The following is a 25,801-nucleotide window of genomic DNA, read 5'->3' on the forward strand; positions in this document are numbered from 1 at the left end:
AATACTTGTGGGTAAGGTTATGGTAGAGAGCGTTGTATTGAGTTTCAAACGCGACCTGTCGAGCGACCGTAGAAGCGAGACGCTGAGTTCAGGAAAGGGTTGTTGAGTTCAATTTTGATTCTAAAATCCTGTAGGAACTCATACTTTTAGAAAATTTTTACTCGGGCCGAACTCACGTTAAAATAGAATCTCAACTTTGATGATAGCCGCAAAACAGCGGTTTTGTGCAAAAATCGGATTGAACGATGATTCTTTTGTATCCCAGTAGCATAGTAGTTCCCACAATTTTCAAAGTTTAGCTGGTAAATCCACGATTTGTAAGAGTTCCCACATCTATTTTTTTTACGAAAAAATTGACCTAGGATTTTCTCCACGAATCCACGTTAAACTACTGATTCCTATCAAATCGAGCTTCTCAAATGTTTATCCCGAGTGTCGTTTCATGTAAGTTCGATAAAATCCAATGCGAAAACGATTGAACATAGAGAAACTCAGAAAAATATTGTATTATGTTTCTTTCATGCAATTTATTGACTGGAGCTAAAGAGCGCGATCCGGCAAAGCCGAATTCGCCCCGTTTTTTTTTGTTCTGAATTCATATTATTGAAGTGTAAACTATTGGATTGGGTTCTTTATTTTGTAGTTCTGAGTAAGATCAGAAGTGAAATTATTGACGAAGTCGAATCAAAGAGTTTGAATTTAATTCTCTATCGAAGTTTAGATAACAATGGACTAGAACTCATCGAAAGTCCAACGTAAGCCGCAGCGATCGCGTCCCAAGAATCGTCGTGTCCTTTCAACAATTCCACATTTAAAAGAAGTTTTAAAGCCTGACGAATCTGTTTTTTATCCGCGGTTCCGCTTCCAGTAGTTCCTTTTTTGATCTGGGAAACGGTAGGTTCTAAAATTTGAATATTCTTTTCTGCTAAAGTAACCAAAAGAACCCCTCTCGACTCGAACACACGAGAAGCCGTTTTTTTATTTTTGGCAAAAAACATTTCCTCCACGGAAGCGATTGAGGGATTAAATTCTTCCAAAATTTCTCTAAGTCCTTTCCGCAATACCAAAAGATTTTCAGGACTTGGAGTTCCGGGAGGAACTTCTACGGTTCCATAATTCAAGATCTTGATTTTAGAAGCATGTTTTTCTAAAATCGCATAACCGGCTCTATGTGAACCAGGATCGATTCCGATAATTCTCAAAGAGTTACTACTCGGACGCATGAAAGTAATGTCCAAAATCAACGGCCTTTTTTGCAAAGATCCGTAAGTTCTCAGCCATTACGTCTAACGCGTAATGACTGACCTTTTTGAAGACGATCCCATATTTTAAATTTTGAAACAAGTTTGCCATAATATTATTTTTATCCATCCGGGTATTAATATTTACTTTGAACATAAAAGAACTATTATAAAATAAATTTTTAATTTAATGATATTCATTGATTTACAATTTAATACAAAATTTTAAAACCCTATTTCTTCAAATTATAAGACTACGTACCCAATATTTTAACATAAGTTCGACATAAGAGAATTTTGACGAACCCGACTTGCTTGTGGCAAGCCAAACCGGGATCTTTAATTCTGGTCAATAAATTGTATACAGTAAACGTTATACAATATATTCGTTTTCAATTTCAAACGCGGTCCGGAAAACTAAAGCGAATGCCTCTCTAAGGATCGGAATTCAAGAAAGGAAGTGTTTTGCTTGAGTTTCCTTACATCAATCCCTTTCGCGTTAATTCACGTTTTTTTATATTCAAATAGTGTTTTGTAATAAAAACCCGGAAACCTCAATTTCATTCACATTCGTAAAGGCAATATTTTAAAAATCGTCGTCGACCCAATTGCTGCACAAAATTGCCGTTTTGTAAGCACCACAAAAATGAAAAAATATCTTATAAAGATTTTTTAAACTCATTTAATCGTTTTTCATAAATTCTTTTGAAATTTATTTACCGACTAAGTTGGTCCTAAAATGTAATATCACGTTTTACTTAAGTTTATCAAACTACATTCGAAACAATCAATCCCTGTTTTTTCAGTTTGGATCGCAGTAGTTCACACATTTAAACTTTTATCGCAAAATCTAATGATCGTAGCAGCTTTTCGAGATTTTTTTATTGTATCAAAAATTCCAATAATCTATCGAAAAGACATATTCTGTGGGAACTACCACATTTTAAAAACTTACAGTACAATTTCTAGACTATACTTTTAATCAGAATTTTTTTAGGTTTTTTTCCGGAAAAAATACCCGAAATCATCTCGAACATCTTTAAAATTGAAAACCGTCCCCGTTCAGATCTAAAGTCGTAAACGAGACAAAAAATGTGATTAAAAAATTCCCAGTAGCGATTAACAAAACCGTTTGAATCTCCATTTTAATAAAACAATAGAGACGAAAAATTAATTTTTTAAAAACTCTAAAAGTCCAGAAATTATTGAAATTCTTTTTCCAGAGAAGCCGCCAGTTCAAAATTAGAAGTCACAGAAGTCACGTCGTCGTGCCCATCCAGTTGATCGATTAACTTCATTACTTTTTCTGCAACCTCCTTGTCCGCAATTTCGGAACTTACCAAAGGAATATAACGTATTTCCGATTCTTCAGACTTGAGCCCCTTCTCATTTAATGCGTGTAAGACGCTTTCATAATTGTCCGGAGTAGTAATCACACGATAGACTTCACCTTCATTAATTACGTCTTCCGCGCCTCCGCCAACGGCAACATCAACGAGTTCGTCCTCGCTGATTTGTGAAAATTCTAAAACGATCACTCCTTTTTTTTCAAAAAGACGACTAACGGATCCGGAAGTAGCAAGAGATCCCCCTAATTTTGTAAGAATACTTTTGATCTCAGGTGTGGTTCTAGATTTTTTGTCTGTTACAGCAGAAACCATGATCGCAATTCCGCCCGGACCAAAACATTCGTATAGACATTCTTCGTAGGTCACCCCTTCTAATTCTCCGGTTCCCTTTCGAACGGCCCTTTCTATGTTATCCTTGGGCATGTTCACAGATTTTGCTTTTAAGATTGCGAGTCTAAGCCTTGGATTTCCTTCCGGATCTCCTCCTCCCATTTTTGCGGCTACAGTAATTTCTTTTCCCACTCTTGTAAAAATGGCTCCGCGTTTAGAATCGATCGCGTCTTTTTTACGTTTGATCGTAGCCCATTTCGAATGTCCGGACATGATTGTTATCCCCTGTACACTACTTTGAATGATTGAATCAATTCAGTTGATTCTGAACGATACTTTCCAAAGATCAAAAAAAAGACATCCTGTCCATCCTTTTCAGTAAGAGAATAAACCAGCTGATTCGAATTCCTTCATTTATAAATTTGAAGAAGTAAATCTTTTGCAATCATCAAAGGAGAATTTATAATCAATCCCATGAGTCATCTTTCTAAGTTTTTTCAAAAACAATTTCACATTTTTTTCTCGTATAAAAACAATCTAATAAAGTGACTGTTTATCTTTCTTTATGACCCGCATATAGGTTTGTCCATCTTACAATCATTAAACTCTAAAAAATAATACAAGTAAGATTAAGAAATAAATACTAACGTTCAAACTTCATAGAAAGTTCTTCGTTCAAGTGAATCCCCTCAGCTCTTAATGTTTTATAACTAAATTCTTTTTTCACTAAATACAATACGTCTCCAAGATAACGGCCATATTTGTCTTGAAGATGAGTTCGTATCAAAAGATTTGTACCAGGTTTCAGTTTCTTATTTAACAACTCAAAAGCCTCATCACCTTCAGACGTTCCAAGTTCAGGCGCACTAACTCCAAGTAAACGAATCTTTTGTCTAGTCGTAAGACCAAAACCTAAATCAATTTGGACAAGCAAAGTATCACCATCTACAATTCTTTCTAATATTCCAAGATAATGATAAACAAAGGAATTCGCACTTGCCTTTTTATAGCTCCAAATTTTATTTTTAAAATTCAAGCGAATACATTCATTTTCCTTTAAATTTTGTTTATCTAACTTACGATAACAACGAAAACCTAAATCGATCCAAAGTTCCTTCGAAAAACCAACACTCTTATTTACAATTTTATAATGATAAACCTCTCCACCCGGACGATTCCACTTGGCAGCCCTTGAACCACCATAATAACCGCTTTCCCGTGCTTTGCGTTCTAATACGTATCTGTTCCAATTATTGGCTGATGCTTCTTTTTCTAATTTGTTTCTTACATCTTGATTCAAAACCGAAGATAAAATTCTATAATGACTCCAGCTTAATCGATAATCCAACTTCTTTCCATGATACGCTTGATAAAATTTAAGTGCGTAATAAAGGGTTCTTCTCGAAAAGTTGATCTTTACTACTTTACCTATCTTTTCAATTAGAGTTTTCATTCTCTGTCTGTTTTTCTCATCCAGTATGTATGAATTAAACTCTCGATTTAATAAGGAACCGATTTCTAAATGCCCTGTTAATAAAAATCGATTACCTCCTTTATATGTATTTTCTCTAATGGATTCAAATATTGAAGCGATTTCTTTTACTAAGGTATCTGTATTATCACGTTTCAAGATATAATCTTACCCCTTTAAAATATGATGACTTTATATCATCGGATAATTTTAAAACGAGAAGTTCTATAAAACGAATTTTAAAAGGATAAATGCCGTCAAACACCTATTTTTTGTAAAAATCCTTCATAAAACAGCAGCATCTTAAAACTTGTTCTTTTAAACTGAAGGATAAAACATATTGGAGTAGTTGTAATCTTACTGATCTCTATATAATTGAGTTCCGTTATTCTATCACAAAATTTTGATTCTATGTAAAATATTAGGTACTCTATTATATAATTATGAGTAATAGTTCTCAATTTGGTTTTTTTTGACGAGGTGAAGAGGTCTTTCGTTTCTTTACCAAACTCAAACCATAAGGGCGATCCAATCCAATCGCAATACCAAATTCATACATATACTTATCCATCATTATATCATGTTTTTCTTTTTGTGTTTTATCAATCCATTCATCTATCTTTTGAAGTTCTGGTTCGCTTAGGTCTTTTAGTTTTCTAGATACTTGTTTCAGCAATGACTCTTGTTTAAATTCTTTCATTTGGTTCAACACCTTCTTTTCTATTATCAGAAACATTCTTTAGAGTTTTCTTTTTTACTAATATTTTAATATTTTTCTCTTTATTTTAAAATCTTTTTTTTAAACAAAACACTACTCAAACCAGTTTTTTTTAGGGTCACAGAATTTTTACTTCGGAAGATATGGTAGGACATCCTTCATACTTTCCAAATCTTCTGGAAACACTTGAACTTTTACTAATGCTTCACGCTCTGGATCAAAGTAAATGCACGATACCTTTGGTTCCAAACTACTTTCACATACATCTTACGGCCAGTTGTTCGGTCTTTCACTGCCTCACCCAATACAAAACCTTTCTTCATTTCATTACCCTCGTTCTCTTAATAAATTTCAAGAAGGTATATCTTGAGATTCCCACTTTCTAAAATACGCTCTCTCTCGTTTAAAACTCCATCGGGCACTTTAGAGTTTTAATTTTTACTAATATTCTAATATTTTTTCTCTTTATTTTAAAATCACTGTTCTTAATATTTCCCAAATCCATTATTTAAGCAAAACACAACTTAAACCCGCTTCTTTGAAAAAGCGGGCTTTTTTTGGAGTTAGTCATACTACTTCATGGTTTCATCAGCTTTTTCTGATAATATTTCTCGCCTAGCGTATTGGAGATTTCATCGATGCAGGTTCCGGCTTCCTCATTGGTATTTTTAGATTCATATATATCCAAAATCTCAGTCGCAACGATTATGTTATCGTGAAAAACCTTCTTTCGATCTACTTTGAACTGGCTCCGTATCTTGTCATACGATTGGATGGGGATTTTCAGATATCCTTCTTTAAACGGAATTTCTGCTTCTTGGGAAGAAACCAATTTTAAGTTTTTGAATATTTTTCCTCCCCTCGGTCCGCCAGTAAGTTCTTCAGGAATCAAAAAGTAAAAACGTACTTTTTTGGGAAAGGAAATTCTTTTGAAGACACGCTCAATAGGAAATTCATTACCTTTATCTTTAAATGTTAGCTGGAAATACAAATGTTTCTCCTCCATCGTAATCGGAGAAAGAACGATTTCCCCAATTCCTTTGTTCTTCGACAAATCGAAACAAGTTATATCCTGTTCATTATATTGAATGCCGTACGGATTGTCGTATCCGCAAGTATCTTTAGCCCACTCTTTCAGTTTCATAAAGTCTTTCGGTTTTGGTTTTAAATTCTTTGCAATGTATGGAGCTTTAAAAAAACTACTCGCCCAATTCACAGCATCCCCCGGTGTTCCTGCAAAAGAGTCATACCAAATTCCCGATAATACATCTCCTTCTTTCATCTTCGAGATCTTGTATATCTCTGGATTTCCATCCTTTCCAATACAATCCCTGACAGGATACGGATCGGCTTGCCCCAAAACTGATCCACTCAATCCTAAAATAAACAATACAAAAAGCGAATATACGAACTTCATACTAATCTCCTATTTCTTTTTGATTAAGGTCTCATTTAGGAATATATTGATATTCCTTTTCATCTCCGCCGCCGCTTCGTATATCAGTAATACATGTAATGTCTTTTTCCTTGCTTCCGTCCCATACACTGTTGATCTCGATCGCGACCATAACTTTTTTGGAGCGTCCGCCTGATATCCCAGTATCCTCAAAAATATTATCAAAATTGGGTATTTGGATTTTCTGATACCCTACCGTATCTTTGAGAGTCACTTTCTGTTTTTGATACAGCCAAGGGTTGGAAAAAGACAATTCTCCTGCCTGAATTGGACTTGGCGGAAATTCTGTGACCAGATAGTAGATCGTAATATCTTTTGGCCTGTTTCGTTCCAGAAATCCTTTCTTGCTGTTTTGTTTGCCGGGAAGAATGTAAAAAGAATCATTCTTTTTTTCCTCAAACATTATATCAATGTAAGATAATAAAATCTCCCCAACCCCGCGATTTGTATCCGTGCAATATGCTTTCCCTTCTTTCAAGCCGTAATCTTGGGCATAGTAAGGAATGTTGTCACAAGACTTCTTGGTCCAATCTCGAAATGCTTTTCTGTCCTTTTCCTTGGGTTTGGATTTCATGAAATCAATAAGCTCCTTTCCTTTTGGTCGCAAATGAGATGTCGCCCAAGCAAGCCCCCAAGACCAACGACCATCATCAAAAAAAGCGGTATCATAAAACGTCTGTTTCAATACGTCATCGTCTTTCATGGTTTTTAATGCTTTCAAAGAAGGATTGTCTTTTACGGTAATGCAATCAGGACCGGGAAGAATTTCTTCCTGACTCCAAATACCAGTTGAAGACAAAAGAAAAAGAAAAGCGATCATTTGAATTTTTGCATGTTTCATTTTGGTTTAGTCCTTTTTAAAGAAATCGAATTTAAAAATGTTTGAAAATTTGTTCCAGAAACCACCGGAAGAGTTACGTCTTCTTGAGCCCGAGGAAGAACCATTTCCTGAAGGAGTATTCGTTCCCGTGTCTTCGACAATTGTGTAAGCATAGTTAAATTGTGCCACATTCAACTTGTCGATTGGATAAAAGACGGCTCTTCCATCTTGGCCACCGGCCCCGTTTCTGTATCCCTTGTTCGCATCTCCGTAAGAGTCATTGATCATGAAGCCTCGCTCTCCGTGCGGACCTTCCACATATCCAGTAATCCGAGTTACGTGACCAAGGCTGTTCGCATATGTTCCTCCGACGTTCACAGCCATTCCTTGATCTAGCTGTCCTTTCGCAAATTCAAAGAACCTATCATTAAACTGTTCTCTAGTTTCTTTATATTTACCAGTCTTCTGAAAATAAATATCTGCACCAACTTGCAATCCATCTTTCTTCAAAGCCTGCGATATTTCTAAAACTCCCAACTGCGAAGGTCTTAATCCACGAGAAGCGGCAAAATCGCCCATTGCCTTAGCAACTTCACCCACTGTTCTTCCGTTGTTGTGCCTGTCTTCTGCAATCACGGTGGACTGGCACACAGCAACATCACGTAAATGATCACCGCCAGGTACAACTTGAGTTGGAGTGTCATTTTCAGCATCATACGCTCTTCTTTCCAAAGGATTGTTTAGATCGTATTTTTTGATCAAACCCCGTTCGCCGGAATAATCACTCCGAGCTTCTCTCTGCGTTCTTCCAACTTCTTCAACAAGCATCTTGCCCTTGTTACCGTTTCTTTCTATCTCTGCCGTATGCGTACCGTTCTTTGTTTCATGTAGGATGGCCTGACCGTTCGCATCTTTTACTAAACTTACTTTCGGAGTTCCATCGTCGTATTTCGTTCCACTTCCACCACGCTCGCCTAACACATTCGACAAATGAGTCAAATAGTCGTTTGTACTTTTTAAATTCACAGCTATGACTGTTTGTTTTAATACATCCAGATTACTATTTTTTGTAGAATATTCTTTGCCATTCAAATGCTGAACTTGTTCGATCTCTATCTTTCCATTGTTATTTCTAAAATAAAGATCTTCTTTTAAACCATATTTGTTGCTTTCAGATTGAAAATGAGCGACTCCGTTTTCATCAGAGCCTACGTTTTTCCATTTCGAACCAGCGTAATCAAATTCATTCACTTTTCCTAAAGCCCGCAACTTGTCTTTCGCGTTTGCAGAATCCAACATTTTAGAACTATCTTCGGATAATATTCCTTTCCCGTCCAATATCCTTTGAACTTGTTCCGTGTAGTTATGGACGACATAACCGATTCCGAATGTATCCCCGCCGACTACGTATGTATGATTGTCTTCTACTTCTAAGTTGTAAACTTTAGTAGGTTCTGTGTTGTAATAGTAGATTCCTGTTACAGTTCCCCAACTTCCGTCGGATCTTAATACTTGATCTCTTAAACGTAAGTCTTCTACCTTCACCCATTCAGATGACTGAACCTCGCTTGAATCTGAATTTCGTTTTTCTAATGCAACGTTTCTTGAATGTTTCTCCGTTCCAACAGAATGTTGTTCAAATTCTCTTCGAATCCTTCCATCTCCATAAACTGCATTCGCAATCCGTGATGTAATGTCTCCTCCGTTTCTGTCCTCAGTCCTCTGTCTAGAATTTGCGTTAGCAAATTCGTCTGTCTTCTGTCTTCTAAATGGGTGGTTCCATGTTGTATGGATTTCTTCTTCTCCATCTAACTCTAGAAAGAAGAGCTGTGGAACTTCATGTACAAAAGTCTCTGTTACTCTCTTGTTCTCAAAAGTATTTGTATTCTCGTTCCAAGAACGTACTACATCTCCGATTTTTACGTCTTCAATATTTGTAAACTCATAGTCATTAGAACTAAACTCGTTCGAGTTAGTTTTGTTAGAATTAGCTTTACTAAAACTATCTTCACTAGAATTCATATTTCCGTATATTCTAACATTCTTGTTCTTTAATCTTGTTATTTTGGACCCTGGGGCAAAGCACGTATCTAAGTGAAAAACCCCCTGTTTATCAACCATCTTCGATCCGTCGTTTGCAAATCCAAAACTCTGTGCTACGTCTCCCATAAGGCCGGTTACAAACTTTCCAAAGGTTGTGGTCGCACTCTTACCCTCGTTAAATCTTACTTCTATTCCACTTCTTTCGCCTGCTCGTGTTACTTCTTCTTTCCACTTCTGCAAGTTCTCAGGGTTTTGAGACATTCTATCTTTGTATCCATTCCATTTTTCTAATAGCTTTTCAGGATTCGCTCTTTCCATATCGATTCCACCCTTACCATCTCTCGGAAGCGCTGAATCAATTTCCCTTTCTGTAAACAAAGGTTTGTCCATCTTACTACCTAAACTGATCTCTTTTAGTAAGATCTCCATCTGCTTCCTTTCATGGTTCTCCGAAGAATTCTCAGCCGTCTGACCCTGGTTAAATTCATTCTGAAAGTTACTGTTAAAAGACACTGGTTCAAATCCGTGTGTGTTCGTATCGTAAGTTAGTGTTCCGACTGTCGCTCCTCTCATCCCTTGTATGCTTAAGCCTATCTTCCCATCATTACCAAAGTCTAATGTTCCTCCGCCTCCTCTCAGTCTTTGTGGAATCGCTGTATTTCCATCGCTGTTGTAAGATATGGACGCGCTCGCATGGCCGGTCTTACTTGCCGATATATTAAAACTTGCATTCGCCCAGCTTTGTCCACCGATATGGTTTTTGTCGTAGCTTGCGTTCGCTGTGTAATCTCCGCTCTTAAAGTTGTAATCAAGTCCAAGTCCTAATCCACTCGTAAAGTTTGTATTTACGTTCATTCCTAGTCCTGCGTCTTGATTGTAGCTCAATCCAAAGTTTAAGTTACTCATCTTCATCGCCGCTACTGCAGTTTGCATTACTTCACCTAACGCAGATGCTTTGGTTCCTGATATGTTCGCACTAAAACCGCCTCCCCAACCTCCTTTTACTTCGTGTTGGCCTGTTAACAAGTTTGCGTTTTGGTGTTTTGTATATGTTACATAGCCGGTTACTGGGGTTTTAACTCCCATCGTCGCTGCTGAGATAATTCCGTTCGCAAGGGCCGCTATTGCTCCGTTCGTTCCGTTGATACTACCTTCTACTCCCATACTTACCGCTGTGCTTGCTGCTAATGCTAGGATCTGGCCGTTCGTTAGTCCTGTCGCTACTACTGTTGACACTCCTCCTACAGAAGCGGTTGTTGCCGTTCCTGTTTGGACTGCTACAGTACTAAGCCAACTGTTGGCCGCTCCCGATGCTGCTCCTGCTGTAAAGTAGATCGCCGCTGCGGCCGCTGCTACTTGTACTATCGTTTGGGCGTCTCTTAGACGTTGTTCTTTGGCTTGTTTCTTTTGTTCTTTCTCGTCTATATGATGTTTTAATAATAAACCTAGGTTATGCGCTGCTTCTTTGTCTCCCGGAATCAGTGTCTCTCCGATCACATCAAACAACTTGTTACGCATTTCCGTTTCTATATACGATTTGTTGATAATTCCTTGTCCGGTCCTTGCTTTGACGTCTTCTTGTGTAATCGTATTACGCCAATCTCTCGTTTGGTCATAGACACTATTTCTAAATGCAGATGATACTACTCCTTCGCCTAACATATTTCCTACGTCGGCTAATGTGGTAGCTACTCCTCTAAAACCTTTGGTAATTAAACTCGTCAGTCCTCCACCAAACAACTTTCTATCTAACAACAATACTGATCCAGGGCTTCCTGTAATAAAACTACTACCTAACAGTAAATTGTCTCTTTTATGTATTTCTCTTTCTGCTTGTTGTCTTACTACAAAGTCGGACGCTTGCCCGGACCACATATCTATCTTAGCTTGATCCCAATTATTTTGTTTCCCGTATTCTTTTACAGTCGCACTGGCTAGCCCTACTTGATCCGCGCTCCAAGTTCGTATATCATCTTTGTATTGTTTTAGTTTTACGTCATTGATCGCCGTTCTTACATTCTGATTAATTTCTTTTTCATATCTCTCTGACGTCAGCCCCAAGTCTCCAGCTATATGGGCCGTTCCGTTAATTAACGCTCCTGCAACTTCTCCAAACGCACCTCCTAGATTCGCCATTCCTACTCTTAACTCGCCTAACACAGAATTCATGGAAAAAGCTCCCGATCTTCTTCCTAACTCTTCTTTGGCTTGTTTCATTTGAAAATAGTCTGATACATATTGGGACGCAAATCCAGAAAACTCAGGAGACCAGTGTTGACTTTCTCCATATTTCTGTACTGCAAAACCTACCATGCTGTTTTTAAATTCTTTCCAACGGTTTAAAGCAGCAAGGTCGTTTGTATGAGCACTGTTCATTCCTAATTGAAGAACGGTTCCCATTCCTGTGCCTATAAACATCGCATCTCCCATCAAACCAATCGAATCTAAATGTTTCCCAAGTCCTAAATGTCTAGATCCTAAATGATGTTTAGCACGATCCGCTTCTAAATGTGTAATTAAACCACCCGACAAAAGCGCCGCCGCGTCCGGAGGCAAATCAAACGCATTAGAAAGTGCTGTAGCAACAACGTCTTGTATTGCTTGTCTGGATTGATTCGCAATCCATTGCCCTGTTTTCATACCACCGTATAACACCGATTCGGCGTAACTCGCAATCAAGTTCGCAATTTTTACTTTGTTATTTACTTCGTTGGCTGCAATGGACGCGTTATGATCGTTTTCCATCTGAGCATTTTTTACTTCGTTAAACAGTCCTGCAGTATATTTGTTAGAGGACAAATAGGAATTCAAGTTTCCAAACGAAACATTGACCAAATCTCCGATTCCGTTTTCTTTTGCGTCAAAAATATCTCCTAACCTAGAAGCACCTCTTCCTAATAAAAGTGCTTTAGGATTAGGAGGCGCAATCGTTACAATTCTATCACTTTCACCGTAACAATAAGATTCGCTTCGAGTGGCGTCCGCCCCACACTGGTTAGAACTACCGTTATAAATATTTCTATGTGCGGTTATATTCCCTTTCGAATCAATTTCCACACTTTCATAAGTACGTTCCGTATATTGGTTACAACCTGCATTTGTTAAATTGGCTCCGCATACTTCTTTGCTGGTAATCCAATCCCCAACAGTCATCTGTTTTAATTCACCGTCTTCATCCGTAAACATACGAATGTTTCCGTTTTCGTCTAACACGTATGTGGTGCCGATCTCTTCACCAGAATACTTGTCTTTTGTTGTAATCGTTTTGGTTTTTAGATGATGAGCATCCATTAACGCCTGTTGACCGTTTTGGCTAAACTGTCTTTCGTTTCTCATCGAATCAGCCACATTCTGCATGTAACCTAAAATGTTGTCCATCAAAGCATTGTTAGTCGAAGACAACAAAGTCAAATTCGAAACTCCCGTAATCGCCCTGCTCATACTCGACCCAAAAGAACTTAATAAATCGAAATTGGGAACCCCTCTATTAGCATCTCTATCTAAGTTTTCTAATATATCTCCCCCATACGAAGTAAACTTTCTGATCTCTAAAGGTTTTATCCCTGAATCCAACTGACCTTTGTTCAAACCCGCCAAAATCTGCTGAGTCAACTGCCCATAGTTAGATTGTCCCTGACCGTTTTTCAAAGCGTTGGAAGCGGCGTCAAAAGCGTTTTGAGCCTGTTGTTGTAATTGACCCATCTGCGCCAACCAACTCGATTCGTGATCTTGTAAATCTTGTACACCCGCATTGTATGCGTTTTGTGCGTCCGTTAACGCAGTCTGCATTTGTGTTTGCCAGTTCGCATACTGAGCGTTATACGAAGCCACCTGAGCCGTCCAGTTCGTAACCGAAGGCATAACGTTGGTCATCCAGTCATGTTCAAAACTTTGTAATTGTAACACTAAATCTTGATAGGTAGTTACGTTCGCATACGCGTTGTTATTCGTTACTGTAAAAGACAATTCTATCCAAGCATAATCTTGATAGTGTTCAATATCCGCTAAAAACGGAATACCCGCCCAAACTCCCAATTCTCTTGCAATATAACGGTTAAAGTCATAACCTCTTTGGGAAAAAGTATCATTTGCACCATAAATTCCAGGATCAGGATGAAATATATCTCCAGAATGACAGCCCAAAGGATCCGGACAATATTGGTCTGGTCCTCCGTTTGGATGTGGATCATTATCCTCATTCATAAAGGCTCTTAAATCCGCTTGATTAATACCTGAAATCGTCTCGTATAACTTCGTATAATGTATGCTATACGAAGTTATTACGGATAAGTTGTTCCGAACGCCTTACTTTCGTAAAGAGTTTATAAACGAAAATTTGATTATTCCTTGAACAGAAGCGTAGTGATCACTTGTAGTAACCGAGTTCACCATCATAGTGATCTGAGCTTGCACCTGTGCTTCCCACTGAGTTTGTAAAATACTCACACCCTGAAACACAAACGCGTCCCAATTTCCTACCGTCTGCATTCCATTGGCGACATTAAAAGTCTGGTCCATGGACGTAGCGTTAAAAACAGGAGTGTTTAAATTAGGAACCACCACCGGCGGGGCGTATAACGCGCTATAGATACATAATAGCATTACAATAATTATATGCTTTAAAATGCTTATTTTCATAGTTTACGCCCTTATAAAGTTATATTTTTCAAAAATTTAGCCATTTCCGTGCTTAAAACTAAATTCTTGTTTTCAAAGTTTCACCTTGCTTTTTTTATACATAGTTCGACAAATTATAAATAATCGAATTGTTTATAAATAAAACTATTTGTGATTTTATACGTTGGATATATTCACAAAATGCAACATCTGACTTTTTTTGGATCTTGTCTACTTTATTTTCTAGGCTCTGTTTAAAAATTAATGAGAAGTAAATTTAAAGATGAACAGTTAAGAAAATTAGAAAATATGTATAACGGCAACAAATTTAGAATGACAAATTCAAACCGATTTTCAGTTTTATTGATTCTTATAAAACAAAACTAAGCGTTTGCCGTAAGGAATTCATTTTTTGAGCAAAGTTTTTCATCAAAATCGAATCTGCATTCCTATACTGATAAAAGGATAATATTTAACCTTTCCAGCGATCGCGGTAGATTCGATATAATTAGAATTATAAACTGGGGTGGGATTACTGGGAGTTGTAAATCCGGTCAAAGGATTGGTAAAAGCGCTTTTCGAATAAGGACTAAAGTTATTGTATGTTTGACTAATCTGATTTCTATTACCAAAAAAATTAATCAATTCAACATAAGTATTTACATAACCCCATTGATAGTTCATAAAACGGTCGATCCGAATATCCAATTGATGAAAATCCGGCCATCTACCAGAATTATAATATTCTGAATAAGTTGGATTATAAAGATTGATACCTGTAGAAGCAAGCCCCGAAGCCTTAGAAGAATCCACGATAGGAGTAATCGGAACGTTAGTGAGATACGTATACTTGCTACCGATCTGCCAACTCTGACCGAATTTCCAGGCAAAAACAATGTTCAAAATATGAGTTCGATCGTAGTCGTATAACAAAAGTTTGTCGTTGTCTACTAGAAGTTCCCATTTACCATCGTCATAATAATTGAGATAATTACCGCCTTCGTGAACCTGATACTGAAGCCTGTGGCCTCTATTATCTCTGGTTCTTTGATTTTCCTCGTCGTCTGTAAGTTGAGGTTGATGATTGTTTCTTTTCGAAACCGAATTGGTATACGAAATCCAACCGAAAAACCTGCGTGCGGCGCCTTGATTGGCTTTTAAAAACAACTCCACACCCCTAGAATATCCGTCTCTAGAATTGGAATAATTCATATTTCTAACGATCAAAGGATTATCTTGAACGTCGTCAGGATGATTGACGATATCTCGTTTTTCGTTGTTAGGTTGATACGGATCTTGAACGAACGAATCCGGGGTCACAAGATTAGAATATTGATTATGAAAACCTTCCACTTTGATCAGATAATCGGAAGAAACCCTTTGTTCAATACCACCGGAAGAATGAATCGAATGTTCCATCTTTAAATTAGGGTTACCGGATCTAGAAGAAAACTGTTCAATCTGAAGCGGAGCGTTATAGTGTTCGCCCGTTCCGGCCAAAAATTTTGTAGCGGTCTTAAGAATTTCGTACTCAGCCCTACCTCGAAAAGAATCTTTCTTTTCATGTGCCTTATCATAATAATCGTGTCTATATCCGGGAAGAAAACTGAAACCTCCTATCTTAAACTCCATTTCCGCAAAAGCTGCAATTTCTCTTGTGTGGATAGAATCCCCTTCGATCAAAGCCCTAAACTGACGATTAGAATCCAACAAACTGTTAAAAAAATCCAGAAACGTAGAGTTCGAAGATTTAATGTCCTCACCTTGAAGTTGAATCATCTTATCTCTAAGTTGACCACCAAATCGGAACGTTAGATGTCTTTCAATCAAATTGATCTTAGTATTGTTTTCCAAAAAACTAATGTTTTGAGTCGTAACATTCTGAAGTTCAAAAATCTGTTCTGCAGTCAGAGGATTTTTAAAATCTACTTCAAAAAATTCCTTAAAGTAATTATTCGAAATGGAAATGGAAGTTTCCAACCAAGATTTATTATTGTAAGTGTATCTAAAGCCGCTCGTTCTAAACAATCGATCCAGACCCACGGGAGGACGACCCGAAGCCGCTCCTTGCAGACCAAAAAATTCATTTTTACTGTTTTCAAAATCGTCTTGAGCTTTTGTATATTTCTGTTTGTCCCTGGCACCAAATAACAAAACGTTAAAGGTATGATTAGTTCCAGGTTTCCAATTGAACTTAGCTTGATAGTCTTCGTAATCCGCATATTTAGCGTCTTGAGGGATACCGTCCGGATATAATTTCAAAAGAGTCAAGTTCGGATACGACTTTCTAGCGGAAACAATCGCATATAAATTTTCGGAAATCTTATTTTGATGATAAACGTCAGAAAGAAACGTGTTTAAGTTTAAAACAGAAGAAGTTTTAGCCACCGTATCCGGAGTTTTAATGTCTATAATACCACCGGTCGCAAAACCGAACTGAACGGGAAAAGCCCCGGAATAAACGTTAAAAGATTTTATAATATTATTATTTAATACAGAAGATTGATCTCCCAAGTGATACGGATAAGACATAGGAAAGCCGTCAAGATAATAACCGTTCGCTAAGGTTCCGCCGCCTCTCATCACCAAAAACCCACGTTCACTGTTGGAATACGGATTAGAGTTCCCCACACTGTTAACTAAATTGTTAAACGAAGAGGAAGAAAGTCCAATCGGAGGAACCGCCGTAATTCCAGGAAGAGTCTGAATCGCTTTGAGGGCGTCGTTCTGGGCTCCGGGTAATCTTTGAATTTCCTCTTGTTGAAGAGTGTATCTAGAAAGAGATTCTAAATCTTTTTCACCATAAACATTAATTTCCCCAGGAGTGGGTTTTCGAATAAAAATAAATTTTTTCTCGCCGTCGTGTTCTACGGAAATGTTTTTTTTAAAAACCTTTTCCGAAGTCATAATTCTTAAATTGTAAGAACCGGGAGCAGGAAAGTTCACCTTGATAGAACCTTCTCCACTTGTAATCAGATACTTACCAATTTCTTGAAATACGACCGGAGTGTTAGAAACCGCGTGATTTCCAGTTTCATCTAAAATGACCACTTCTACCCGAATGGGTTTTTGAGCAAACAAAGTAGAATAAAAAAACAAAATCCCAAAAATAAAAAGACAGCTATAAAAATGATTGAGACGCAAAATTAAAAAAGGAGACCAATTTTTAAAATGCCGTATATTAAAAATACTTACTTTTCTAATAAACCAGATTGGAAATCGCGGCAGAATATTTTTGAGATATAAATATAAAAAAACGAAACGAAAGTTAAGTGAAATAGAAACGATTTTACCCAACCATAACTTACGTAGAAATCCATAGTATTCTTCCATATTTAATCCGGAAGTTTCAAAAAAAAGGGAAGGGATTGTTTTTCAAACTATAAATTTTTTCTAAAGAACGAAAACGTTCAATTACAATGAATTTACTACTGATAACTATATAACAAAGTACCAGTATTTTGCACTCATGCGATAAAGATCCAGGATTAAGATTCCCAATTCCACAACACTCTGACTCTAACAAAACCGAATCACTGGATAAAAAATCCATTAGAGTTGTTTAAAAATTAATTCTTAATCCGTTTGTGTTGTATTAATTGAAGCATTTTGCAAATCTTCACTATGGAATTTTTTAAAAACTCTATTATTCGCTTTCATCTTTACTATCAAAATCGATTTCACAGTTAGGAAGTAACTTTTGAATTTCCTGTTTTTCTTTAAATGAGAAAGGATTCGAATACAACCGCAGTACTTGTAAATTTTGAAGTAGCCCGATTTCTTTGGGAAGAGTTTTGAGTTTATTGTTTTGTAGATTTAATTCAAATAAATTCTGAAGTTGTCCAATCTCTTTCGGAATAGATGAAAGTTGATTACCATCTAAATGGAGTGATTGTAAATTTTGAAGTTCTACGATTTCTTTCGAAAGGGTCTTGAGCTGGTTTCTACTCAAATACAACCATTTTAGATTTTGTTGTCGCCTAATCTCTTTCGGAAAAGACGTAAATTGATTATGACCTAAATTCAATGCTTCTAAATTTTGAAGTAGCTCCATTTCCTTCGGAAGAATCTTAAATCGATTACCAGCTAAATCCAATCTTTCTAAATTTTGAAGTAGTTCCATTTCTTTCGGAAGAGAAGTAAGCTGATTACCAGCCAAATTTAATATACGTAACTTTTGAAGTTGTCTTGTCTCTTTCGGAAAAGACGTAAATTCATTATCATCTAAATTCAATATTTCTAAATTTTGAAGTAATTCCATTTCTTTCGGAAGGGATGTAAGTTGATTATGAGCTAAGTTTAATACACGTAATTTTTGAAGTCGTCCAATCTCCTTTGGAAGAGAAGTAAGTTGATTACCAACTAAATTCAATTTTTCTAAATTTTGAAATAATCCGATTACTCTCGGGAGAGAATCGAGTTCATGCAAACCCATACTCACACCCGTACTCATACTCATTTCAAGAATTAAAACGTCCAAAGGGTTATCAAGAGCATCCTGCAAATTATGATACGTTTTTGTCATTTTCAGATTACAACACAAAGACAAGATCAACCCAAAGCTAACAAATATAAAGTGCCACTTCATAAACATTTCTCCGTTTTTCTTTTCCGCCACAATCAAGATTGTAAAAGCAAAGTATATCCATATTTCCAATTTTTAGAGTTGTTTAAAAACAGTTTTAAAAATGGAAAAGATTCTTAATTGTATAGTTCTGGATCCAGAATTACTCAAAAAGAAAATATCATTTTATAGAATGCGACAAAAAGAAAGGCGGGGTTATCAAAAGAAATGAATATAAATTAAGAACTGATACGTAAGCGAGATTCGAGTTTTATAGAAATTACGAACATAAAAATTAAAATCTCGTTTCAATCGGAATAGGAACACAATGAATTTACACATCAATTACAAGAGAAATCAGAAAATAAATCTTGCACATTTAGATCATTCTGTTTTTTTCAATCGGAATTAATAAAAACACCGGAACACGCCCGCCCAAATTTTAGAAACGAAATACTAAAGCGAAACGTCAATTCTTTACAAAACAAAAATGAACGATCCAAACCAGACCTCTTTCATCGAACTAGAGACGTATTCGTTGAACTTTAATCATAACATTTTTTATAAAACAAAAAGAAATTAATATCTTTATCAATCCAAATAGGCACAACACCATGAAACACTATCTCACTTTCAGCGAAGGAACTTCCAATAAATTCTGGCAAATAGAAACAGAAGGAAACACATTCACAGTCACTTACGGCAAAATTGGAACAAGCGGACAAATACAAACTAAAACCTTTGATACCGAAGAAAAATGTCTAAAAGAAGTACAAAAACTTTTGAGCGAAAAGTTAAAGAAAGGGTATCAAAGTTCTGGAAAAGAAACCGTCGGAACAACTACAACTTCTTCCAAACCGACTCAGACTCAATCAGTTTCAAAAGCCAAAACTCCAAGCACAAATGAAAATGAAGCCGCGTCTAAAACATCTTCGGAAAACGGGACAACGGCCCAATCGTCCAGCCAATCAGAAAACCACGCAGCAACTACACATTCAAAAAGCAGCATAAATAAAATTGAAGAAAAAAAATTAAAAGAACCAATCGCAAAAACATTAGGACTTTCTAATGAAGATCTTAAAATCCCTTCCAACATCGTTCCGGTTCATCCAAAAGAAGAACCAAAACCTTTTGATCTCAAAACAAGGATAGAACAACTTTCCTCTTTAAAAAAAGGATACGATTGGTGGACGGTAGATTGGACAGACCAAAACATTCCTTTGTTTATGAGTAAACAAGAAGCCCATTTCTGGTTTTTAGCTCTGACTTGTATGGAAGTTCTACATGGATATGAAGAAAAGAAAACAAAACAAACCATCCAAAAACTTCAAAATTTCCTAAATTCTCAAACGATAGACGGAAACCTAACTCTTGAAAAAGCGATGAATCTTTTAGAACGACAAGAAGATACCTGGAAAGAAAAAAGAATCACTCCTCCATCTTATATCTCACTTCCTTTTTATCATTTATTTGGATTAGAAAAAGTAATACATTTCTTGGCAACCTACAATCATCCTGAAGTAATGAAACAAGAGGATTCTACCAATAGAAGTTACTACGAAGGGTTCTCGCGTCTATTGCCTATCTTGGACGAATCAGAAAGAAAACTTTGTAAAGAACTGATCAAACCTCATTTAAAACAAAAAGAAATAGAATACGAAAATATAATCTCTCCTTTTTTAATCGCCTTGGATCTAGGAATGAAAGACGAGTTATTGCCGATCGTAGAATTCTGGAAATCAAGAGAACCTTCTATAAGATATAGTTATTCCGAATATAGAAAAAATATTATATTCTTATTTCAAGATTCTGAAACAGTAAAACGGCAAATGCGTAAAATCGGACATTTGCTCAAGTCAATCGAAGAGTTAAAACGTTGGATTGCAATTACCCAATATTCCGGTTTGGAATGGGTAGCTCTATCCGTCAAAGCGGTGTTTAACGACTATAATAACGAAAAATATAAAGAAATGCTAAAGTTGTTTTTAGCAATCAAGGCGCCCGAAGTAGCAAAACCGCTTTTGTATCTTTATGCACTTCCTAAATTGGCTGCCGAAACCAAAAATTGGTTTATAGAATGTCCTTATTTTGCAATCGAAGGACTCGTTCCAGCCGTGTTAGACGAAGATAAAAAAATCTCCGAACTGGCAATCGAAATTCTACAATCCTTGTTCGCCAGAGGATATGGAGAAATCATCCTACAAGAAAAGGCAAAACATTCAGCGGAAATCCAGGCAAAAATCAAAAATGAAATATTAGAAAATTCTACTTTTACGGCGGAACCTTTTGACGACTCCAATACTCCTGCATGGCTTTCGGATGCGATTAAAACAATATCCAAAGGAAAAGCGATCTCTTGGGTAGTCCCGGAAGAACTACCACCGATTTTAATTCAAAAGAAAAAATTATCTCCTTCTCAAGTAGCCGCAGTATTAACCGAGCTAAAAGAAAAAGGACTCGAAGAGAGTTCTATTCTATTAAAAAGTTTAAAAGAACACTCAGAAAGCACAAGCCTAGACAATTTCGTCTGGAAATTATTTGAACTCTGGATTTCTCTAGGCGCACCCAGCAAAGACAAATGGGCGTTTACCGCCTTAGGAAAGTTAGGCGGAGATAGAATCGCTCTCAAACTGACTCCTATGATCAAAGTATGGCCTGGAGAATCCCAACACCAACGAGCGGTTTTAGGTTTAGAAATTTTAAAAATGATCGGTTCGGATACGGCTCTAATGCAGCTAAACGGAATCGCACAAAAAGTGAAGTTCAAAGGCCTAAAAGATATGGCGAACACATTTATGGAATCCATCGCCAAGAAAAAAGGGCTTAGAAAATCCGAATTAGAAGATCGAGTGGTTCCGGATTGTGGTTTAGACGAAAACGGCAAAAGGGAATTTAACTTTGGTCCACGAAAATTCCATTTTGTGTTTGGTCCGGATATGAAACCAATGATCAAGGACGAAGACGGAAAAATCAAAGACGATCTTCCCAAACCAAATTCAAAAGACGATTCAGACCTGGCAAACGCTTCTGTAGAAGAATGGAAGTTGATGAAAAAACAGATCCGAGAAATCGGCAAAATCCACCTACATAGAATGGAACAGGCAATGGTCACCGGAAGAAGATGGAAAGTAGAAGAATGGGAAATGCTCATCGCCAAACACCCGTTAATGACACATATCGCCAAAACCCTACTTTGGTGGGTATGTTTTCCCGATCGGAATCAACCGATCGAAGTATTTCGACTAACGGAAGAAAAAGACTACGCGGACATACATGATAATTCCTTAAACCTCCAAGGAGGAGCTTATATAGGAATCGTACATCCTCTGTTGCTGACCCAAGAAGAAAAAAAATCCTGGGGACAATTGTTCAGCGATTATGAAATCATTCCTCCGTTTTCTCAAATTGTAAGACCGATATACGTCCTTTCTGCGGAAGATAAAAACAAAGAGGAAATACCAGGATTTACAGATCAAAAAGTAAAAGCGGAACAGTTAGTATTTGGACTCGAAAAAATGGGTTGGTCCAGAGGAGCGGCGGGAGACGGAGGAGGAATCGACGAACACTCCATACAATTTCTTGCAGATGATGTAACAGCGGTTATACGATACGACGGAGACGACCTTTCCTACGGAAACATAGGCGGTCAGGATTTGGATTTAGAAGAAGCTTATTTTGTAAAAGGTTTAAGAGAACCTTCTTTTTCCGAAGGAAGGGAAACAAAACTAACGTTAGAAGAAATCAATCCCGTAGCTTTCAGCGAAACCCTACATAGTCTATTACAAGTTTCCGGGTTTTCTTACCCAGCATCTAACGAAAATAGTTTGAAAGAAGCCAGAGAAACCTTACTCAAAAATCTACAAACACAGGAAAAGAAAGAAGAAGTATTCGATGAAGTCGATTATACGGAAATATACAACGGATTTTCGGCCGCTTGGAAAAAATTTATTTCCAATGATCACCAAATCACAAGATCCAAAAATCACAAAAACATCTCTAAAATCACGAAAATGTACATAAGAAGTTCCGATAAAATCACTTCTATCCAAGAACTTAAGTTTTTTACTAAATTAGAAGAACTAACAATTAACGGGCCGGTAACAGACTCTTCTTTATTATCGGAATTAAAAAATCTAAAAAAAATCGAGCTTGATGATTGGAACCTAAAAGATCTAAACGTTCTAAACTCTTGCATAAACTTAGAAAAAGTAGAACTTAGAAATATTAAAGGTTTTGAAACTGATTTTGATTGTAGCGAATTGTTAAACGAATCCAAAGCGACGATTCATTTAAATCTATCCGGAACCGAATTCGAACGTTTTCCAATTTCAGTGACCAAGTTTCAAAACCTAACTTCCCTTTCTTTGAGAGACTGTAAACTTTCGGAAATTCCAGAAAGTATAGGCAATCTAAAACGACTCATCGATCTGCACTTGAGTAGCAATAAACTGACCACACTGCCTGCGAGTTTAGGAACCTTAGAACAACTGGTTGAACTCTATATAGATACAAATTCGTTTACTACGATCCCGGATGCGGTGTTGTCTCTTAAAAATCTCAAAAATCTTTCGGTACGATGGAATCAGATTTCAACTTTACCAAATGAAATCGAAAATCTTACATCTCTGGAAGATCTAAATCTACACGCTAATCAACTTTCCAGTCTTCCAACAACAATTCAAAATCTAAGTTCTTTAACTAGGATCGGCTTATCAAAAAATCAGTTTTCAGAATTTCCGGAGCCGATTCTATATTTAAAAAATTTAAAATATCTAAACATCGAAGAAAATCGAATACCTAAGTTACCAGAAACGATCAGAAATTTAAGTAATTTAAAATCTCTAAATATAAGTGAGACTTGGATAGAATCTTTGCCGCAAAGTATCGAAAATCTGACTCAGTTAGAAACTATCTACTTGCCAAAAGCCAAATTCAGAGACATTCCCGATTTCCTAACAAATATACAATCTCTTAAAATAATCAAATTTGAAAGCGAGGACTACAATAAACTCAAAAAATGGTGCGAATTTGAATATTCAAAATATATAAACCTTCTACACGGAAAAAAATATCCAGAGGCGGCCAATAAGATTAAACTTTTATTCTCACAAAAAAGTGCGGACTTTTTAACTCTCCATCAGTGGGAAGTAAAACTAAAAATCTCTGAAAGTTATTACCGTAAGGCTGAGACCTTCGCAACCGTCGTATACGCATTAGCCACAATTCTAAAGGACGAGGAAATCTATTCCATTGCGTCCCAAATGACGGGGGACCAATACATCCATCCAGTTCTTCCTTTCAACCAAGCCTGTTACTTTGCGGTGACCGGCCAAAAGGAACCTATGCTTCAATCGATTCGAAAATCTGTCAAATTGGGTACAAAAGCGGATGAATTTACGAAGGAAAAGGATTTCGCCTCCTACTTAAAAGATCCAGACTTTTTGGAGGCAATCCGTAAAAACTAAAATTTTGTGAAGTCGGATCAGTGCGTGCCTCTGCGGGTATAACCTTGTAGTCAAGCGCAGAGTCGCGCTCTCAGCTCTGGTCAAGAAATTATATTCATTTTTTGTAAAATTTATATACCAAAAAAACAATTTCTTGACCCCGCTTCGATCGCTCACGCTCATAAAAACGTATAACGTTCGTTAAAACCGAGTGCTCCGTAAATACATTTAAATTTTAGTATATACTAAAGTTATTATTTATTTCCAAAAATTATAAAAGAGTTGTTAAAAAATGAAAGTTTTCGTTGTATCAAAATGGGCAATTGAAGCAATTTGTTCATCCCTACAATGGAATTTTTCAACAACTCTAAAGTATAAAATCGATCTTTTGTAAAAAAAAGGAATCAAATTGAGAATATAAAAAATGAGAGAAAAACAAAATTCACTTTTAGACATACAAAAACCACCCGCAGAAAGACTATACTCCGAAGAATTGGAGCGATTAAAAAAAAGGGACGAAACAAAACCAAAACCGCCCGGTTGGAACCTTTCACCCCAAGCAGTCATAGACTTTGTGTTAGGTGATGTAAATTCCGGAATTTCTCCAAAATTCGTAGGAGAACGAAATTTTATAGAATGTTGTATCGTGGCACTCGCCACCAATCGAGGATTAATGTTAATCGGAGAACCAGGAACAGCCAAAAGTTATTTGAGTGAACTTTTGGCCGCCGCAATTTCTGGAGATTCTTCACTTACGATTCAAGGAAGCGCCGGAACGACGGAAGATCAAATTCGTTATTCTTGGAATTACGCACTGATGTTATCAGAAGGACCGTCCGAAAAATCCCTAGTCCCTGCTCCAATTTATGAAGGTATGAAGTTAGGAAAAATAGTTCGTTTTGAAGAACTTTCCCGTTGTCCTGGAGAAATTCAAGACACGTTACTCTCCATATTAAGCGATAGGGTATTACACATACCGGAATTGAACGGAGAAGAAAATGTACTCTTCGCCAAACAAGGATTTAATATCATAGCCACTTCCAACACGCGGGATAGAGGAACCAACGAAATGAGTTCCGCATTAAAACGAAGATTTAACTTCGAAACCGTAACACCCATTTCTAGCATTTCCGAAGAACAAGCGTTAGTCGAGAGAGAAATGGAACGTTTATTAAAACAAGCAAACGTGCCGACAAAACTTCCCCAGGACTTGACAGAAGTACTCGTAACCTGTTTTCACGAATTACGAAATTCTAAAACAATTTCCGGAAAGGCGTTGGAACCGCTTAGTTCCACGTTGAGTACCGCGGAAGCGGTCAGCGTAGGATTTTCTGCCGTATTACACGCGTATTACTACGACGAAGGAAAAGTAAACGCAGGACATATAGTCTCTAACATGTTAGGTTCCGGTGTAAAAGATTCGGTTGAAGACTTAAAAAAAATAAGACACTACTTTGATCAAGTGGCCGCATATCGAAACGGACACGCTTGGCCAGAGTTTTATCAGTCTAAAAAACTTTTAAACAGGAATTCCTAACTAGATCCACTGTAAAATCCAAAAATGACAATTATTCATATAAAATTTTTGGCAAAATCTCAGTTTGATGATATAAATTAAAAATTTGATGCAGTTCGAAATAAAATATAAAAAATCTCTAAAATATACTTTGAAATTTATAAAATATAATCTTTGAATATTCTAAAAATTAATTTTATGAAAAACTTCACAAACAAGCAGAGTCACTTTT

General features: G+C 36.8%; 13 protein-coding genes and 2 pseudogenes. 3 read left to right on the top strand and 12 right to left on the bottom strand.

Annotation, left to right across the window (positions count from 1 at the left end; genetic code table 11):
* Positions 1-707: 707 nt before the first annotated feature.
* The 3 genes from LEP1GSC049_RS219750 to LEP1GSC049_RS219745 all read right to left on the bottom strand — a co-directional run bounded on the left by LEP1GSC049_RS219750 (position 708) and on the right by LEP1GSC049_RS219745 (position 3,193).
* On the bottom strand, positions 708-1,223 hold the full coding sequence (locus tag LEP1GSC049_RS219750; protein ID WP_004751055.1) for a crossover junction endodeoxyribonuclease RuvC: 516 nt from the start codon (positions 1,221-1,223) through the stop codon (positions 708-710).
* On the bottom strand, positions 1,210-1,353 hold the full coding sequence (locus tag LEP1GSC049_RS2000000228195) for a hypothetical protein (protein WP_004750928.1): 144 nt from the start codon (positions 1,351-1,353) through the stop codon (positions 1,210-1,212). The genes LEP1GSC049_RS219750 and LEP1GSC049_RS2000000228195 overlap by 14 nt, the downstream gene beginning before the upstream one ends.
* A gap of 1,090 nt (positions 1,354-2,443) precedes the next feature.
* The gene (locus tag LEP1GSC049_RS219745; protein WP_004751131.1) at positions 2,444-3,193 is read right to left on the bottom strand and encodes a YebC/PmpR family DNA-binding transcriptional regulator; all 750 of its coding nucleotides are present in this window, start codon (positions 3,191-3,193) and stop codon (positions 2,444-2,446) included.
* A gap of 192 nt (positions 3,194-3,385) precedes the next feature.
* Between LEP1GSC049_RS219745 and LEP1GSC049_RS2000000229235 the strand changes: the two are divergent.
* Positions 3,386-3,466, top strand: a pseudogene (locus tag LEP1GSC049_RS2000000229235) (Tll0287-like domain-containing protein); the annotation flags it as partial.
* 97 nt (positions 3,467-3,563) lie between these two features.
* On the opposite strand, the gene LEP1GSC049_RS219740 reads toward LEP1GSC049_RS2000000229235, so the two are convergent.
* The 9 genes and pseudogenes from LEP1GSC049_RS219740 to LEP1GSC049_RS219710 form a co-directional block, all read right to left on the bottom strand.
* Positions 3,564-4,550 (bottom strand): DUF1016 N-terminal domain-containing protein, encoded by a 987-nt coding sequence (locus LEP1GSC049_RS219740; RefSeq protein WP_004758527.1) that lies wholly within the window; start codon positions 4,548-4,550, stop codon positions 3,564-3,566.
* 298 nt (positions 4,551-4,848) lie between these two features.
* Positions 4,849-5,091 (bottom strand): hypothetical protein, encoded by a 243-nt coding sequence (locus tag LEP1GSC049_RS219735; RefSeq protein ID WP_016560632.1) that lies wholly within the window; start codon positions 5,089-5,091, stop codon positions 4,849-4,851.
* 147 nt (positions 5,092-5,238) lie between these two features.
* Positions 5,239-5,432 (bottom strand): annotated as a pseudogene (locus LEP1GSC049_RS02000000224520) (hypothetical protein).
* Between the two features lie 254 nt (positions 5,433-5,686).
* Entirely contained in the window at positions 5,687-6,526 is an 840-nt protein-coding gene (locus tag LEP1GSC049_RS219730; protein ID WP_016560579.1) for a hypothetical protein, read from the bottom strand.
* Positions 6,527-6,557: 31 nt separating this feature from the next.
* Positions 6,558-7,406: an NADase-type glycan-binding domain-containing protein gene (locus tag LEP1GSC049_RS219725; protein ID WP_004768533.1), complete on the bottom strand. Its 849-nt coding sequence runs from the start codon at positions 7,404-7,406 to the stop codon at positions 6,558-6,560.
* Between the two features lie 6 nt (positions 7,407-7,412).
* Positions 7,413-13,631: a TIGR04388 family protein gene (locus LEP1GSC049_RS219720; protein WP_016560663.1), complete on the bottom strand. Its 6,219-nt coding sequence runs from the start codon at positions 13,629-13,631 to the stop codon at positions 7,413-7,415.
* A gap of 102 nt (positions 13,632-13,733) precedes the next feature.
* Positions 13,734-14,066 (bottom strand): TIGR04388 family protein, encoded by a 333-nt coding sequence (locus LEP1GSC049_RS2000000228660; RefSeq protein WP_025186028.1) that lies wholly within the window; start codon positions 14,064-14,066, stop codon positions 13,734-13,736.
* Between the two features lie 408 nt (positions 14,067-14,474).
* Positions 14,475-17,378, bottom strand: coding sequence for a TonB-dependent receptor plug domain-containing protein (locus tag LEP1GSC049_RS219715; protein ID WP_016560592.1), 2,904 nt, complete (start codon positions 17,376-17,378; stop codon positions 14,475-14,477).
* A gap of 313 nt (positions 17,379-17,691) precedes the next feature.
* Positions 17,692-18,570, bottom strand: coding sequence for a leucine-rich repeat domain-containing protein (locus LEP1GSC049_RS219710; RefSeq protein WP_004773165.1), 879 nt, complete (start codon positions 18,568-18,570; stop codon positions 17,692-17,694).
* Between the two features lie 653 nt (positions 18,571-19,223).
* On the opposite strand from LEP1GSC049_RS219710, the gene LEP1GSC049_RS219700 reads away from it, so the two are divergent.
* Together LEP1GSC049_RS219700 and LEP1GSC049_RS219695 are read left to right on the top strand one after the other, a co-directional pair.
* Entirely contained in the window at positions 19,224-24,074 is a 4,851-nt protein-coding gene (locus LEP1GSC049_RS219700; RefSeq protein ID WP_016560619.1) for a DUF4132 domain-containing protein, read from the top strand.
* A 403-nt stretch (positions 24,075-24,477) separates the two neighbouring features.
* Positions 24,478-25,590: an AAA family ATPase gene (locus LEP1GSC049_RS219695; RefSeq protein WP_004762439.1), complete on the top strand. Its 1,113-nt coding sequence runs from the start codon at positions 24,478-24,480 to the stop codon at positions 25,588-25,590.
* The last annotated feature ends 211 nt before the right edge of the window (positions 25,591-25,801 follow it).

Origin of the sequence: Leptospira kirschneri serovar Cynopteri str. 3522 CT (assembly GCF_000243695.2) — a bacterium.
Lineage (GTDB): Bacteria > Spirochaetota > Leptospiria > Leptospirales > Leptospiraceae > Leptospira > Leptospira kirschneri.